This window comes from Robertmurraya sp. (assembly GCF_036676585.1).
Classification (GTDB): domain Bacteria; phylum Bacillota; class Bacilli; order Bacillales; family Cytobacillaceae; genus Robertmurraya_A.
Genome location: NZ_JAKFCQ010000165.1, coordinates 13214 through 27659, shown reverse-complemented (window position 1 = coordinate 27659; position 14446 = coordinate 13214). Strand labels below are relative to the sequence as shown.

At 36.9% G+C, this 14446-nt stretch carries 16 protein-coding genes; 14 read left to right on the top strand and 2 right to left on the bottom strand.

The annotated features are described in order from the left end of the window. The first annotated feature begins 46 nt into the window (after positions 1-46). From ACGLXV_RS21240 to phoU, 6 genes are all read left to right on the top strand, one after another. Positions 47-2131: a peptidoglycan D,D-transpeptidase FtsI family protein gene (locus ACGLXV_RS21240; RefSeq protein ID WP_391560207.1), complete on the top strand. Its 2085-nt coding sequence runs from the start codon at positions 47-49 to the stop codon at positions 2129-2131. Between the two features lie 151 nt (positions 2132-2282). After that, positions 2283-3257, top strand: a complete 975-nt coding sequence (locus ACGLXV_RS21235) for a PstS family phosphate ABC transporter substrate-binding protein (protein ID WP_391560206.1) — start codon at positions 2283-2285, stop codon at positions 3255-3257. A 128-nt stretch (positions 3258-3385) separates the two neighbouring features. Further along, positions 3386-4357, top strand: a complete 972-nt coding sequence (gene pstC / locus ACGLXV_RS21230) for a phosphate ABC transporter permease subunit PstC (protein ID WP_391560205.1) — start codon at positions 3386-3388, stop codon at positions 4355-4357. Position 4358: 1 nt separating this feature from the next. Further along, positions 4359-5243, top strand: a complete 885-nt coding sequence (gene pstA, locus ACGLXV_RS21225; protein WP_119709139.1) for a phosphate ABC transporter permease PstA — start codon at positions 4359-4361, stop codon at positions 5241-5243. A gap of 74 nt (positions 5244-5317) precedes the next feature. After that, positions 5318-6097, top strand: coding sequence for a phosphate ABC transporter ATP-binding protein PstB (pstB, locus tag ACGLXV_RS21220; protein ID WP_391560273.1), 780 nt, complete (start codon positions 5318-5320; stop codon positions 6095-6097). Positions 6098-6159: 62 nt separating this feature from the next. Further along, the gene (gene phoU / locus ACGLXV_RS21215; RefSeq protein WP_119709137.1) at positions 6160-6819 is read left to right on the top strand and encodes a phosphate signaling complex protein PhoU; all 660 of its coding nucleotides are present in this window, start codon (positions 6160-6162) and stop codon (positions 6817-6819) included. Positions 6820-6844: 25 nt separating this feature from the next. Here phoU and ACGLXV_RS21210 read toward each other — a convergent pair whose 3' ends face one another. Together ACGLXV_RS21210 and ACGLXV_RS21205 are read right to left on the bottom strand one after the other, a co-directional pair. Continuing rightward, on the bottom strand, positions 6845-7360 hold the full coding sequence (locus ACGLXV_RS21210) for a hypothetical protein (RefSeq protein ID WP_391560204.1): 516 nt from the start codon (positions 7358-7360) through the stop codon (positions 6845-6847). Beyond that, a complete protein-coding gene (locus ACGLXV_RS21205) occupies positions 7353-7721 on the bottom strand; it encodes a hypothetical protein (RefSeq protein WP_119709135.1) in 369 nt (122 codons plus the stop codon). The genes ACGLXV_RS21210 and ACGLXV_RS21205 overlap by 8 nt, the downstream gene beginning before the upstream one ends. A 313-nt stretch (positions 7722-8034) precedes the next feature. Here ACGLXV_RS21205 and ACGLXV_RS21200 point away from each other — a divergent pair, with 313 nt between their 5' ends. The 8 genes from ACGLXV_RS21200 (at position 8035) to ACGLXV_RS21165 (ending at position 14442) form a co-directional block, all read left to right on the top strand. Further along, positions 8035-8523 (top strand): DUF4912 domain-containing protein, encoded by a 489-nt coding sequence (locus ACGLXV_RS21200; protein WP_391560203.1) that lies wholly within the window; start codon positions 8035-8037, stop codon positions 8521-8523. Next, positions 8513-9694: a glycosyltransferase family 4 protein gene (locus ACGLXV_RS21195; protein WP_240390601.1), complete on the top strand. Its 1182-nt coding sequence runs from the start codon at positions 8513-8515 to the stop codon at positions 9692-9694. Before ACGLXV_RS21200 ends, ACGLXV_RS21195 begins: the two co-directional genes overlap by 11 nt. A 40-nt stretch (positions 9695-9734) precedes the next feature. Next, positions 9735-11168 carry a nucleotidyltransferase family protein gene (locus ACGLXV_RS21190; protein WP_391560202.1) on the top strand — a complete coding sequence of 478 codons (1434 nt, stop codon included), beginning with the start codon at positions 9735-9737 and terminating at the stop codon, positions 11166-11168. Position 11169: 1 nt separating this feature from the next. Beyond that, entirely contained in the window at positions 11170-11799 is a 630-nt protein-coding gene (locus ACGLXV_RS21185; RefSeq protein ID WP_391560201.1) for a hypothetical protein, read from the top strand. A gap of 74 nt (positions 11800-11873) precedes the next feature. Next, positions 11874-12023, top strand: coding sequence for a 50S ribosomal protein L33 (gene rpmG, locus ACGLXV_RS21180; protein ID WP_066049658.1), 150 nt, complete (start codon positions 11874-11876; stop codon positions 12021-12023). Between the two features lie 70 nt (positions 12024-12093). Then, the gene (locus tag ACGLXV_RS21175) at positions 12094-12660 is read left to right on the top strand and encodes a 5-formyltetrahydrofolate cyclo-ligase (protein WP_391560200.1); all 567 of its coding nucleotides are present in this window, start codon (positions 12094-12096) and stop codon (positions 12658-12660) included. Further along, positions 12653-13429: a DUF92 domain-containing protein gene (locus ACGLXV_RS21170; RefSeq protein WP_391560199.1), complete on the top strand. Its 777-nt coding sequence runs from the start codon at positions 12653-12655 to the stop codon at positions 13427-13429. The genes ACGLXV_RS21175 and ACGLXV_RS21170 overlap by 8 nt, the downstream gene beginning before the upstream one ends. 56 nt (positions 13430-13485) lie before the next feature. Next, complete coding sequence (locus tag ACGLXV_RS21165) at positions 13486-14442, top strand: L-lactate dehydrogenase (RefSeq protein WP_391560198.1); 957 nt, start codon at positions 13486-13488, stop codon at positions 14440-14442. Positions 14443-14446 lie beyond the last annotated feature (4 nt).

The following is a 14446-nucleotide window of genomic DNA, read 5'->3' as shown; positions in this document are numbered from 1 at the left end:
CCTCTCCTATTGAATATTGGGAGGGGCACTGAAATGAGGTGGAGAAATGCATCAGGAAAAGAAGAAAAAAAAGAAGAGAAAGCAGCTACCTGTTCGGTTAAATATGCTGTTTTTTTTCGTGTTTTTGCTCTTTTCCATTCTTGTACTTCGCCTTGGCTTTATCCAAATAGTCTATGGAGAAGATTATCGTAGGGAGATAGAAAGAACAGAGGATGTTACCATCAATCATCCTGTTCCGAGAGGTCGTATGTACGATAGAAATTTTAGAATGATTGTTGATAATGCTCCACAAAAGGCAATCGCTTATATAAATCAAGGACATGGACCAAAAGAAATGTTACAGGTTGCAGAGAGATTAGCTTCAATTATTATGATGGATTCAAGCAGGATTTCCGATCGAGACAAAAAAGAGTATTGGGTGATGCGTTTCCCTGATGAAGCAGAAAACAAGGTACAGGAAAAAGAAAGGAAAACTTTAAAAAAAGGACTAACCACCCAGGAGTGGAATAAAAAGATTTACCAATTAACGTTAGAACGAATAACGCAAAGTGATATCGAACAATTCAGTGATAAAGATTTGGAGATCATATCCATATGGAAGGAATTAAGAAACAGTACCGAATTTACTCCGCAAGTGATAAAAAATAAAGATGTGTCAGATAAAGAGTTTGCAGAAGTAAGTGAAAGCTTGCAATCTTTACCTGGTATAGAAACGATTACTGATTGGGAAAGAGTGTATAAGTTTAACAATACGTTAAAAACAGTCCTTGGAAAAGTGACTGACACAAAGGAAGGGATACCGAGAGATCATCTAGATTACTACGTTGCAAGAGAGTATAACCGCAATGACCGGGTTGGTAAAAGTTATATTGAATATCAGTACGAGGACGTCCTTAGCGGGCAAAAATCAAAGATTAAGAAGGTCACAAACAAATCTGGAGAAATAATTGAGTCAGAGACCATATCTGAAGGTGAACAAGGGAATGACCTTATATTAAGTATTGATATGGAATTGCAACTAACCGTCGAAAAAATAATTGAAGACGTGCTAATGAAAACGAAGGCAAATAAGGATACCGAGTTTTTAGACCGAGCATTTGTCGTCTTAATGGATCCCCGTACAGGTGAAGTTTTAACAATGGCTGGAAAGTTATTGGTGCAGAATGATGATGGGAACTATGAAGCAGAAGATTTTTCATTAGGGAATATTACTACTTCCTACAATGTTGGTTCGACTGTAAAGGGTGCAACCATTTTGACAGGTTATCAACGGGGAGTAATAAAGCCTAGAACCATACTAGTAGATGCCCCTATGAAAATAAAAGGAACACCTGTGAAGAAATCTTGGAAGAATTTTGGTCCGATTGATGATGTATACGCACTAAGAAGATCTTCTAATGTGTATATGTTTCATACCGCAATAAAAATTGGAAAAGGTCATTATACATACGATAAACCATTAATTCTAGAACCGAACACCTTTCATATAGTTCGCGATTCCTTCGGTCAATTTGGTCTCGGAACTAGAACGGGAATTGATCTTCCCAATGAAACCATAGGTTATAAAGGGACAAGCACAAAGCCTGGTTTTTTATTGGATTTAGTGATCGGGCAATATGATACATACACACCCATGCAGCTTGCCCAATATGTTTGTACAATCGCAAATGGGGGAAATCGACTACAGCCAAGAATGGTGAAGGAGATACGGCAAACGAATCTTCAGGATATACATGCTCCTGGGACACTCGTGAGGGAGATAAAACCAAAAATACTAAATCGAATTGATGTTAATGAGGCAAATATTAAGAGGGTACAAGAGGGCTTTCGCCAAGTCATGCAGCATCCGTTAGGAACGGCTTATAAAGAATTTAAGGATGCTGCCTATTCACCAGCTGGAAAAACGGGAACCGCACAGGCCTTTTATGATGGGCCTTCAAAGCATTTATATAAAGAGCCGCCAGCCGTTATGAATTTGAGCCTAGTGGCGTATGCACCTTCCGACAATCCTGAGATTTCAATGGCTGTTGTTGTCCCATGGGTATATACAGGGGAAAAAGGACCTTCTCCTAATTTGGAAATAGGGAGAAAAGTTCTAGATGCGTACTTTCACTTAAAGAAAACAAAATAATACTATGCCCAAATTCCGACAGGTTCACACACATTTCTACTTAATTTACAAAACCTTTACAATCGATTAAAACCCCTTTAACAGTTCAGTATTATTGTATTACTTGTAGGACACAATAAAACAACCTTTATTTCTTAGGAGGAATTACCGAATGAAAAATCTCAAGAAACTCAGCCTACTTCTAATGCTTGCAGCCGTTATGTCCATTATTGCTGCTTGTGGTGGTGGAGAAGAGGAAGCTACTGAAGGTACGGAAGGTACTAGCGAAACAGCTGAATTAGAAGGATCTGTAGTAATTGATGGTTCAGGTACAGTTTACCCGTTCATGGTTGAAATGGCTGAACAATATATGACAAATGCTCAAGAAAATGTTTCAGTTGAAGTTGGACGTGCTGGTACTTCTGCCGGTTTTAAGAAATTTTTAGTTGAAGATGGTACAGACTTCAATGATGCTTCTCGTCAAATCAAGGAAGAAGAAGCAGCAACTGCTGAAGACTTAGGAATTGAAGTTCAAGAAATGAAAGTTGCTTTAGATGGATTAACATTTGTAATTAACCAAGATAATGACTGGGCTGAAGAGCTTACTCAAGATGAAGTAAAACAAATCTTCTTAGGTGAAAAGAAAAACTGGTCAGATATTCGCCCGGATTTCCCAAATGAGCCAATTGTGACAATGGGACCTAATGAAAACCACGGAACATATGAGTTCTTCTGGGAGAAAATTCTTGAAGAGCAAGACTTAGTTGAAGGTGTGAATCTACAGCAAGACTATTCTACACTTGTGGACTTAGTTTCTAAAGAAAAGAATGCTATTGCTTTCTTCGGTTACGGTTACTATGAAAACAACAAAGATAAATTAAAAGCTGTTAAAGTTGACTTTGGTAACGGTGCGGTTGAGCCTACTTTAGATACAATCGGTGAAGGTGAAGAGTTTGCTTATGCTCCGTTCACTCGCCCAGTGTTCACTTACTTAAACGTAAACATGGCAAAAGAAAAGCCGCAAGTTTTAGATTATGCAATCTATACAATGGAGAATGCTCAAGATGTTGCTAAAAATACTGGTTTCGCTCCATTAACAGACGAAGAAGTGGAAGCAACAATCAGCACTCTTGAAGGATTAAAATAATAAACAAAGTATTCAGATACCAATCTGACGTACTAAGAAGATGAGATGGGTTCATTCTCATCTTCTTAGCTGTTTAAAATTAGAATAAAATGAGTCATTCTTTGCATGATAAGGATGATAGGGTTTGGATGAAAGGGGTTTTATCCTTGGAAAAAGATGTAACAAGGGAATCAAACACGTTAAGTGTTCGAGAGATGATTGCGAAAAACAAGCAATCTGTTAGTACGGCTAGTATTTTAGAGGGGTTAATGCCTAAAATACTACTTACAATTGCTATTATTTCTATTTTAACAACTATAGGTATTGTACTAACTTTATTAACAGAGACAGTCGCCTTCTTTAGAGAGGTGTCCTTCGTTGAGTTTTTTACTAGTACTATCCTAAAGCCACTAGGGGAAGATGCACAGTTCGGAGTTTTGCCATTACTAACTGCAACGATTATTTCTTCGACCATAGCTATGTTAGTAGCGATTCCTATTGGATTAATGACAGCTGTGTACTTAAGTGAGTATGCATCTGACAGAGTTAGAAAATTACTAAAACCAATGTTAGAAATACTTGCGGGTATTCCAACGATTGTATATGGTTTCTTTGCTTTTACATTTGTTACTCCCCTATTAACAAAGCTAATACCTACACTTGAGCCTACTAATATCCTCAGTCCTGGTATAGTTATGGGGATTATGATTATCCCAATGGTTGCTTCTCTATCAGAAGACGCAATGAGCTCCGTGCCTAATGCAATGAGGGAAGGAGCCTTAGGATTAGGGTCGACAAAATTCGAAGTAACCTGGAAGGTAGTTGTTCCCGCTGCTATATCTGGAATTGTTGCTTCATTTGTTCTCGGAATTTCTCGTGCAATTGGTGAAACGATGATCGTAACGATAGCAAGTGGAAGTAACAAAGTCTTCACATTTGATATTACCCAATCCATGCAAACCATGACTGCATATATAGTAGAAGTTACAGGAGGAGATGCTCCTGCAGGTTCCACCCTTTATTACAGTCTTTACGCAGTGGCAATGACATTATTTGTTTTTACATTAGTTATGAATTTAATTGCCCAATATATCTCTCGTAAATTTAGGGAGGAATATTAAGATGAAATATGTTGATACAACTCAAGTTCAAAAAAAGATGTCATCTCGTCTACTTACTAATCGTATAGCAAAAACTTTGTTTCTTTTAGCTACCTTATTTGGACTACTGGTTTTGGTCGTATTAATTTATCGAGTAGTTGCACAGAGCCTTGGCTGGGTTGATTTTGATTTCTTAAATAATAGACTTTCTACAAACCCAGAGAGAGCCGGAATAAAGGGAGCTATTATGGGTACCTTGTGGTTAATGCTAGTGGTCGCACCTGTGACGTTAATCTTAGGAGTAGGTACTGCCATTTATTTGGAGGAGTATGCAAAAAAAGGGCGTTTACAAGCCTTTATTCAAATGAATATTTCTAATCTAGCTGGAGTTCCTTCAATCGTTTTTGGAATTTTGGGATTAACGATCTTTGTGAGAGGATTAAATTTAGGGGCAGTTGTTTTAGCCGGTGGTTTTACAATGGCTCTATTAGTTCTTCCTGTAGTAGTCGTTGCGAGTCAGGAAGCCATTCGTGCGGTTCCTCAGTTTTTAAGGGAAGCTTCCTATGGAATGGGAGCGACGAAATGGCAAACAATTAAAAATGTAGTTTTACCTGCAGCACTACCTGGGATATTAACTGGTGTTATTTTAGCATTATCCCGTGCAATTGGTGAAACAGCACCACTTGTAGTAATTGGTATTCCAGCATTTATTATTCCACTTCCTGAAGGTTTGTTAGATAAATTTACAGTTATGCCGCTGCAAATTTATTACTGGACCATTGATTCAGCTTTAGTGGATGAATATGCAAACCTGGCTGCTGCAACGATTGTTATTCTGTTATTAGTATTATTTATTATGAACTCAATAGCAGTGTTAATAAGAAACAAATTTCAAAGAAGATTTTAATTGGGTGGAGGGGTTTTACGATGGTCGTTTCAACATACAGTGAAAATAAAACAACAGAAGAGTCTAGTGATAATATGAGCGTAAACAAGGGAAGTAAGAAGAGCCTTGCTTATCAAACGAAGGATTTAAATCTTTGGTACGGTACAGACCATGCATTAAAGAACATTAACCTTGATATAAATGAGAGGGAAGTAACAGCCATAATTGGTCCTTCAGGATGTGGGAAATCAACATTTATTAAAACGTTAAATCGAATGGTTGAATTGATTCCAGTGGTGAAAATTTCTGGTGATATATTGTATCGAGAAAGAAGTATACTAGATAAATCATATAAAGTGGAAGATTTACGAACAAATGTAGGAATGGTTTTCCAAAAGCCAAATCCATTCCCTAAATCCATTTATGAAAATATTGCATATGGACCTAAAATTCATGGAATTCGCAATAAAAAAGTACTTGATGAGATCGTTGAAAAGAGCTTGCGCGGTGCCGCAATTTGGGATGAAGTAAAGGATCGTTTGAATGAGAATGCCTACGGTCTATCCGGTGGTCAACAACAACGTCTTTGTATTGCACGCTGCTTAGCAATTGAGCCAGATGTTATCTTAATGGATGAACCTACGTCAGCCCTTGACCCTATTTCAACTCTTAAAGTAGAGCAGTTGGTTCAAGAACTAAAAAAGGAATATAGTATCATAATTGTTACACATAATATGCAGCAAGCAGCACGTATTTCGGATAAAACGGCATTTTTCTTAAATGGAGAAGTAGTTGAATTTGACGATACGAATAAAATATTCTCAACTCCTTCTGATCAACGTACAGAAGACTATATTACTGGTCGCTTCGGGTAATATACACAAAACAAACGATTTGATTGTAAAGAACACCAATCGGAGATGAAAGGAAGTCAAATATGGTTGTACGTGAAAAATTTCATTTTGATCTTAAGGAACTTCAGAATAAGCTGATTGAACTCGGTGAGTTTGCCGATCATGCATTAAGCGAAGCAATTAAAGCATTAGAAACAAAAAATGTGGAACTCGCTTTAGAAATTATGGAGAATGATACGAGAGCAGATGTCATGTATGAAGAAATTAATGACTTTGCTATTCTATTAATTGCAAAGCAACAACCTGTTGCGATTGACTTACGTCGAATTATTGTTGCCATTAAAATTGCAACAGATATCGAGCGGATAGCCGATTTTGCCGTAAACGTAGCTAAATCAGCTATTCGAATTGGTAGTGAGGAACATGTGAAGCCAATTGTCCGTATTAGAGAAATGTACGAGGCAACATCTAAAATGTTAAAGCTTTCGTTAGAATCATTCATCGAGGAAGATGTACAAAAAGCAAAACAAGTTGCGGATATGGACGATGAGGTTGATAATTTATACGGTCAAACGATTCAGGAACTATTAAGAATCAATCAGGAAAAGCCGGAATTTTTGGCGCAAATCACACAACTATCGTTTACTTGCCGTTATTTAGAAAGAGCGGCGGATCATGTGACCAATATTGCTGAACACACGTTTTATCTTGTTAAAGGTAGACATTATGATTTAAATGAATAATATAAAAAGCTGAAGATATTCATCTTCAGCTTTTTGTTATGATCTTTGCAAGTTGTTCGTAAGTCATATCACTTTTTACGACAAACTCACCTAGTTGAACTTTTGTATGATAACCCGTATTGATTAAATATTGCTCGAATTCAAAGGCATCAGTGATTATTCCTGCATCCTTTAAAAGTGTGGCAATCTCACTTGATTGCATACCACTAATAATGTTAAGTTTGTACTCCTTAACAGCTTCTGCAGGCTTTTCCTCTTCTTTTGCTGCCTCTTCTTTCGTTGTATCTGTTTGTTCTGTCTCTGTCTCTTTTGTTTCTTCTTCAGTAGGTGTTGCTTCTGTGTCTTTTGCCTTTGCTTCTAACTCTTCGTATGCTTTTTCATCAACTACTTTATATCCCTTGTCTTCTACTTGAGCAATTAACTCTTCATTGCTTAATTTTGCTGCTGCTCCATTATCACCAGAAAAATAATAATAGGTCCCAAATATACAAGTTGATAAGAGGAGACCAAAAGTAAATGCTCTAAGGTGAATCTTATTCATAGGTTTCTCCCCTCATAGAAAATTCATTTAAAATAATCTCAACATCCTCGATTGGAAGAGAAGATTGCTTTGCAATTTGTTCAATTGAGAGACCTTGTTGGGATAGTGACCAAACTTGATTCTTTAATATTGCATGAACTTCTCTTTTTTGAGAAGCAGTACCAGAGAAGTCTGAATCAGGTACTAGAAGTTCCTCTTCAAGAATCTTTATTTTTCTCTTCATTTGGTATAGCTCTTGAATTTGGTTTAGGGATAACTGATCGATTTCACTCTTAAGCTCTTTTACCGGATCCTTTACAAAAAAGGATAGGACGAAGAGTAGTATTGATACAACCAATAAACTTAGTAACACATATTCCATTTCTTTCACCTCTTAAAAATCAATAAAAACATTGTATCACTATATACGACAATTTTCGAATCAAAGTAAGAAGATAAGAGGGTTTTGTCGAGGGAAATGAGAAAAAAAGGTCGAAATGACTAGTTTTTCTTACAAGACTTGTAAATAAAAAAAATAATTCTTCCTATAAAGAAGGTGTGACGGGGATAAGCAGATTACGACAAAATGTGTTTATTGTTAGAGAAACCTATCAATGCTACGATGAAACTAACAAATTGGTATTTTTAAAGAAAGAAAACATATACTGTTAATTTCTAAATTCTTGAGGTGCATAATGACGATTGTTTCTAATACATTGGCTAAAACAAAAGAAAAGGATGGGCTACACACTCAATTTATGGCTAAAGACAAGCTTTTCGTATGTTGGTATACATCACCGCTAAAAAAGGATGTTATACAACGCTTCTTTAAACAGTCTATAGAAGGTCAGATTGTGAGAGTGTATGACGTGACCAAGAAATTACGTAATAATGAGGCAACTTGTCCTTACCTAGATATAAGAGTTCCCCTACAACAAAACTATTGGACATTAAAAGGTTTGAAGGATAACAAGGTATACTTGCTGGAGTTAGGGTTTTTCTTGGAAGATCAATACTTCCCAGTTCATCGGTCTGAGTTTATTCAAATAAAACACACTGATTTCATTGAAGAACAAAAATCACTTCATGTGGTTGTAAGAAATTCACGTGGCTGGAATGAATATGTAAGTACATACAGCTTCTATGAAAATGTGAAGGAAAGTGAGTGGGAACGTGAACAATAAAAAAATTCTTATGCTTTCATGGGAGTACCCTCCTAATGTTGTTGGAGGCCTGTCCAGACATGTGGAAGGATTAGCTAAAGCATTAACCTCAATTGGCTATAAGATCCATATCATAACGACTTGGATTGAGGAGCTTCCTATGTATGAAAGAATAGGAAATATAGAAATTTTTAGAGTGGTTCCCTTAAATGAGGGAGACCCCAGTTTTATTCGTTGGGTCGGTGGCTTGAACTTAGCAATTATTCATCAAGCTATGGATCTTATGGAAGAACATGAATATGCTTTGATTCATGCTCATGATTGGCTCGTAGGTGCTGCTGCGGTGACATTGAAAGAAAAACGAAAATTACCTTTAGTTACTACGATTCACGCTACTGAACATGGTAGGAACGAAGGCATATATACTGAAATGCAAAAGAAAATTTATGAACAAGAGAAAGAGCTCATTCATCATTCAGATAAAGTCATTATTTGCAGTACATCTATGAAAGAAGAAGTACTTCACATTTTTGATATAGAGCCCCATAAAATTGTCATGATTCCAAATGGAATAGATACAAGCATTGCCAACATTATTTATAGTAAAGAAGTATTGGGAAAATTCCCTATCCATTTAGAGAAAAAAATGGTGTTTTCAATTGGTAGGATGGTAAAGGAAAAGGGTTTCCATACTCTTATTGAGGCAGCGAAAGAAATGGAAAGAAGTCGACCTGATGTTTACTTTATTATTGCTGGGAAAGGTCCGATGCTCCAAGAGTTTAGACATCGAGTGGAAATGCTCGGGCTGAAAAATATTCATTTTATTGGATTTGTTACAGATGCTGAGAGGGAAGCCCTTTTTAAGCAATGTTATTTAGCTGTGTTTCCAAGTTTGTATGAGCCTTTTGGGATTGTTGCGCTAGAAGCTATGGCCTATTCGAAACCAACGATTGTATCAAATGTTGGAGGTCTAAAGAGTATTATTCATCATCTAAATACGGGTTTATTAATGAGCAGCAATAATCCAAAGAGTTTTATTGAGCAGGCAACGATTCTTTTAGACAATGAAGAACTTGCTATTCAATTAGGTGAGAGTGGAAAAAGAATGGTTGAGGCTATGTATAGCTGGAAAAGAATTGCGGAGGATACACACCGAGTTTTTGAAGAAACAGTTTTGCAGATTAGGTTATAACTAAGTTCGCACAAACAAAGGATGTAGGGGAGAGATAAGAATGAAGGGCGTGATTTTGGCTGGTGGGAAAGGGTCCCGGATGTCGCCACTTACATTATTAACTCCTAAACCTCTCGTACCCATTATGAATATTCCTGTAATTGATCTTTGTATCTCATGGTTAAAATCACAGGGGGTAACTGAAATAGCCATAACAATCCATCATCTAGCGACGAAAATACAAAAACATTGTGGTGACGGGAGCAAATATGGAGTAAAGCTTGTTTATTTTTATGAGACAAACCCAATGGGTACCGCAGGTGGTCTTCAAGCTTTAAAGGAGTTTATTGATGGAACATTTATTGTGATATCTTCAGATGTAGTTAATCAATTTGATCTTCAAAAGGCTGTTACATTCCATTTTGAGTCAAGAAGTGACCTTACGGTAATAACAACCTCGATAGCACACCCAGAGCATTATGGGATAGTCATTAAAGATAAGAAAGGAAAAGTTCGTTGCTTTTTAGAAAAGCCACCACAGCACTTAATCTTTAGTGATCAAATTAATACAGGAATTTATATTATTGAACCATCCATATTAAACTATATTCCAAGCGACCGTCCATTCGATTTTAGCCATGATTTATTTCCTTTACTACTACAGAAGAATGTTGCTCTTTACAGCTTTAGTTTGGAGGGCTATTGGATTGATATTGGTCAGATTCATACATACCACCAAGTTCATCGAGATTACTTGTCACCCTTCTTGGGATGGGAAGAAAAAAGAGGATACAAGGAGATTAAAAAGGGTGTGTGGGTTGGTCCGAACTGTGAGATTGATCCATTGTGTAGAATTGAAGGTCCGGTTCTTATTGGTGAAGGTTCTCAACTTAGTTCAAATACGATCATCGGTGCCAACACCGTCATCGGTAATAATTGTGTAATTGAGAGTGACTGTTTTATTGAAGATTCAATTCTATGGGACGGAGTTCAAATAAAAAAGGATTCACACATTGTAAATTGTGTCATTGCTTCATTTGTTGTGGTTGAAGAGGGAGCAAGTATGGTGGATAATATGTTGGTTTTTGGAAAGAAAGAGATACAGAGTAAAATAAGTAGAAGTGTCGCTTCTAAACCTGTGGATTTTTTTGAAAGTGGCGAGCAAGAGGATCATCCCGGTAGTGAATACAGTATGGAGAAACTTGAATCCAAAATTCCATTTGATGCAATAGTGACGGTAACAAAAATTCACTGTCCATCAAATTTAAAAAGTAAAATGGTTAGAATACTCATTGAGAGTATGCTTGAAAAGACAAAGGATATAAACATAAAAGAAGGAATCAAGCTCCACTTGAGTGATAATCGTTGGGTATATATTTTTCCGTTCGAAATGGAAGAGTATATTACCATCTATACACATGCGGAGAGTATCGAAGTTGCTAGAGCAATGGCTTATGAATGCCGTAACCAAATAACGATCTATCAAGGGGTGTAAAATGATAACAAATACGTATTTGTCAATGGAAAAGGATCCAGTTGAGCACACTCCTAATATGAGAAAACAGTTTTCAACTATTCCTGGTATTTGGATAGGTGGGAATATGCACTGGATTTCAAATGGGCATGAAAAATTAATTTCTTCAGAGTCAATTTCCATTCATGTTAAAGAAGAAAGTATCCATTCAAAAGTTCGTTTGTTCCAAGTTTATGTCAGAAATCATAACGAAGTGGAAAAGAACATGAAGCTAGTCTTTATGAGCCGTCACCACGAAGTAGCGACCGAGCACCTCTCGTTTGTATCGCCCCTTGAAAAAGTAATTTTTCATCATTCAGGTGAAAAAATGTTTCTAGTAAATGGTCGGTCTGAAGAAGGAACAATTCAGCAAACCGTTCAGCCTCTTTGGAATATTCCAACTGAACAAATATGGGCAGATCAAACAAAAGGCATATTGAAATATCAACCGATGGGAAAGGGAGCTGCTGCAAGCATCTTTACACTCGATTTAACCATTCCTGCTCAAACTTTTAAAAAAGGCACCGCATGGGTGATTCAAGGAACTGAGAAAAATTTGCTTCTACATCTTAATGATACAATTTTAAAAAAACACACTAGCATTTCAAAATAAATAATGGTATTATAGAAAAGTCGTATGAACAAATAACGAACAAGTCTGAACAGATAGAGTTTGGAGGGATAAATATGCGTGTGAACATTACATTAGCTTGCACTGAAACTGGTGATCGTAACTATATCACTACAAAAAATAAGCGCAATAACCCAGATCGTATCGAGCTGAAAAAATATTGCCCAAGATTAAAGCGAGTTACTTTACACCGTGAAACAAAATAAGCAGTAGGGTCATTCCCACTGCTTTTTTTTGTGTTTACAAACAAATATTCAGATACCAGGAGGAAATTCATTGACTAGTAAAAGGTCCCTTCGCTCCATCCTTCAACAAGATCTTCAGCAAAAGCCGCAACAACAATATGAAAACCAATCCACTCAGATTGCTACTCGTTTATTCAAAACAGAGGAGTGGAAGGACGCTACTACTATTGCAATCACCATTTCAAGAACACCTGAAGTAGATACATACCCCATCATTCGTGAAGCCTGGCAAACAGGGAAAACGATTGTTGTTCCAAAGTGTCACAAGCAGACTCGTACAATGACTTTTCATGTTATTCAATCTTTTGAACAACTAGAATCCGTCTTTTTTGGTCTACTAGAACCAATTGTCAGTCAAACGGTTGAAGTTCATAAAAATAAAATAGATTTAGTTATTGTCCCAGGCTTAGGGTATACAACAAATGGCTACCGTATAGGTTTCGGTGGTGGTTATTATGATCGTTTTCTAAGTGAATATGAAGGTAACACCATCTCTTTGGCTTTTCCAGAACAAATCTTACCTTCTCTTCCGTTAGAACCACATGATATTCCTGTAAAAAAGCTTATTTCCCCAGAGGAGGTTATTAGTATTGATTGAATATATCCTAATACCTTCCTTTATCATTTTGGCATCTCTTCTTGGGTATGCCTTGCGCTTTTTGACAAAGTCAGGAAGTGTTTCAGCCGTATTTGTTGGGTTACTGATTTACTTTGGCTTAGGGATAAAAGGATTGATTTTATTAGGGATATTTTTTGCTTCTTCAAGTCTTTGGTCTGTATACAAAAGGAAGGACAAGATGGTAGTAGAGGAGAAGCATGCAAAGGGTTCTAGGCGGGATTATCAACAAGTGTTGGCAAATGGTGGAATGGCGGCACTAATAAGTGTTTTGTATGGATTCTTTCAAACCAATAGTTTAATTTTAGCTTTTTGTGTTTTTATTGCTACTTCTAACTCTGATACTTGGGCATCGGAAATTGGGACGTTAAGTAAAAGACGCCCTTACTCTGTTCGTACATTCTCTGTTGTCGATAGAGGAACGTCGGGAGCGGTCAGTTTGTTAGGGACAATGGCAGCGGTAGTAGGTGCAATGGTGATTGCCTATTCATCTTATGTACTATTTTACTTACAAATATCTGAATTTTGGGTGATTTTCCTATTTGGGTTTCTCGGCAATGTCATTGATACTTTCCTTGGTGCATATGTACAAGCATTGTATAAGTGTTCACGCTGTGGAGTGGAAACCGAGAAAATGGTTCATTGTCAAAGAAAAACAGCCTTAATTAGAGGAAGAAAATTCTTTAATAATGACGTTGTTAACTTTATATCTGGCTTTGCTCCTGCGATTGCGATATTGTTAATGTATTAGGTCATGAAAATAATTGATTGTGGAAACCATAAGTAATGAACTAAGGAGGGAATGGAATGAAAAATCATGTTAATCGTGTAGCTCTAATTGGAACAGGTGCTGTAGGTTCGAGTTATGCATTTGCACTGTTAAACCAAGGGGTAACGGAAGAACTAGTGCTAATTGATTTAAATAAAGAAAAATCAGAAGGGGATGCTATGGATTTAAACCATGGGATGCCTTTTGCTCCAAGCCCAACAAAGATATGGTTTGGTGATTATAGTGATTGTAAAGATGCTGATTTAGTTGTCATTTGTGCAGGGGCAAATCAAAAGCCTGGTGAAACAAGATTAGACCTAGTTGAAAAAAATACCCGTATTTTCAAAGGAATTGTTGAGCAAGTTATGGCAAATTCCTTTGACGGTATATTTTTAGTTGCTACAAATCCGGTAGACATTTTAACCTATGCTGTCTGGAAATTTTCTGGTCTGCCTAAGGAGAGAGTCATCGGATCTGGTACGATTCTTGATACAGCAAGGTTTCGTTACCTGTTAGGAGATTATTTTAATGTGGATACAAGAAATATTCATGCCTACATTATCGGTGAGCATGGTGATACAGAGCTTCCTGTATGGAGTCGCGCTGATATTGCCGGCATTCCAATTTCACAATGGATTAAGAAAAATAGTGAGTATAAGCAAGAGGATTTAGAGGAGCTATTTCTTAACGTAAGGGATGCAGCTTATCACATTATTGAAAGAAAAGGTGCGACTTTTTATGGAATCGCCATGGGCTTAGTTCGTGTAACAAAAGCAATCTTGCAAAATGAAAATTCGGTTCTTACTGTTTCAGCCTACCTTGATGGAGAATACGATCAAACAGATGTATACATAGGCGTACCTGCAGTAGTAAACAGAAATGGAATTAGAGAAGTAATCCATTTGGATCTAGATGAAACAGAGAAGGTAAAGTTTGCTCACTCTGTTAAAGTGCTGAAAAAGACAATGGAACCTGTCATGAAGATTGAAAAATGATTTT

Coding starts and splice junctions, on each gene's coding strand:
- rpmG (WP_066049658.1), top strand. CDS start 11,874: ATGCGTGTGAACATTACATTAGCTTGCACTGAAACTGGTGATCGTAAC.
- ACGLXV_RS21210 (WP_391560204.1), bottom strand. CDS start 7,360: ATGAATAAGATTCACCTTAGAGCATTTACTTTTGGTCTCCTCTTATCA.
- ACGLXV_RS21185 (WP_391560201.1), top strand. CDS start 11,170: ATGATAACAAATACGTATTTGTCAATGGAAAAGGATCCAGTTGAGCAC.
- ACGLXV_RS21200 (WP_391560203.1), top strand. CDS start 8,035: ATGACGATTGTTTCTAATACATTGGCTAAAACAAAAGAAAAGGATGGG.
- ACGLXV_RS21235 (WP_391560206.1), top strand. CDS start 2,283: ATGAAAAATCTCAAGAAACTCAGCCTACTTCTAATGCTTGCAGCCGTT.
- pstB (WP_391560273.1), top strand. CDS start 5,318: ATGAGCGTAAACAAGGGAAGTAAGAAGAGCCTTGCTTATCAAACGAAG.
- pstA (WP_119709139.1), top strand. CDS start 4,359: ATGAAATATGTTGATACAACTCAAGTTCAAAAAAAGATGTCATCTCGT.
- ACGLXV_RS21165 (WP_391560198.1), top strand. CDS start 13,486: ATGAAAAATCATGTTAATCGTGTAGCTCTAATTGGAACAGGTGCTGTA.
- phoU (WP_119709137.1), top strand. CDS start 6,160: ATGGTTGTACGTGAAAAATTTCATTTTGATCTTAAGGAACTTCAGAAT.
- ACGLXV_RS21240 (WP_391560207.1), top strand. CDS start 47: ATGCATCAGGAAAAGAAGAAAAAAAAGAAGAGAAAGCAGCTACCTGTT.
- ACGLXV_RS21190 (WP_391560202.1), top strand. CDS start 9,735: ATGAAGGGCGTGATTTTGGCTGGTGGGAAAGGGTCCCGGATGTCGCCA.
- ACGLXV_RS21205 (WP_119709135.1), bottom strand. CDS start 7,721: ATGGAATATGTGTTACTAAGTTTATTGGTTGTATCAATACTACTCTTC.
- pstC (WP_391560205.1), top strand. CDS start 3,386: ATGAAAGGGGTTTTATCCTTGGAAAAAGATGTAACAAGGGAATCAAAC.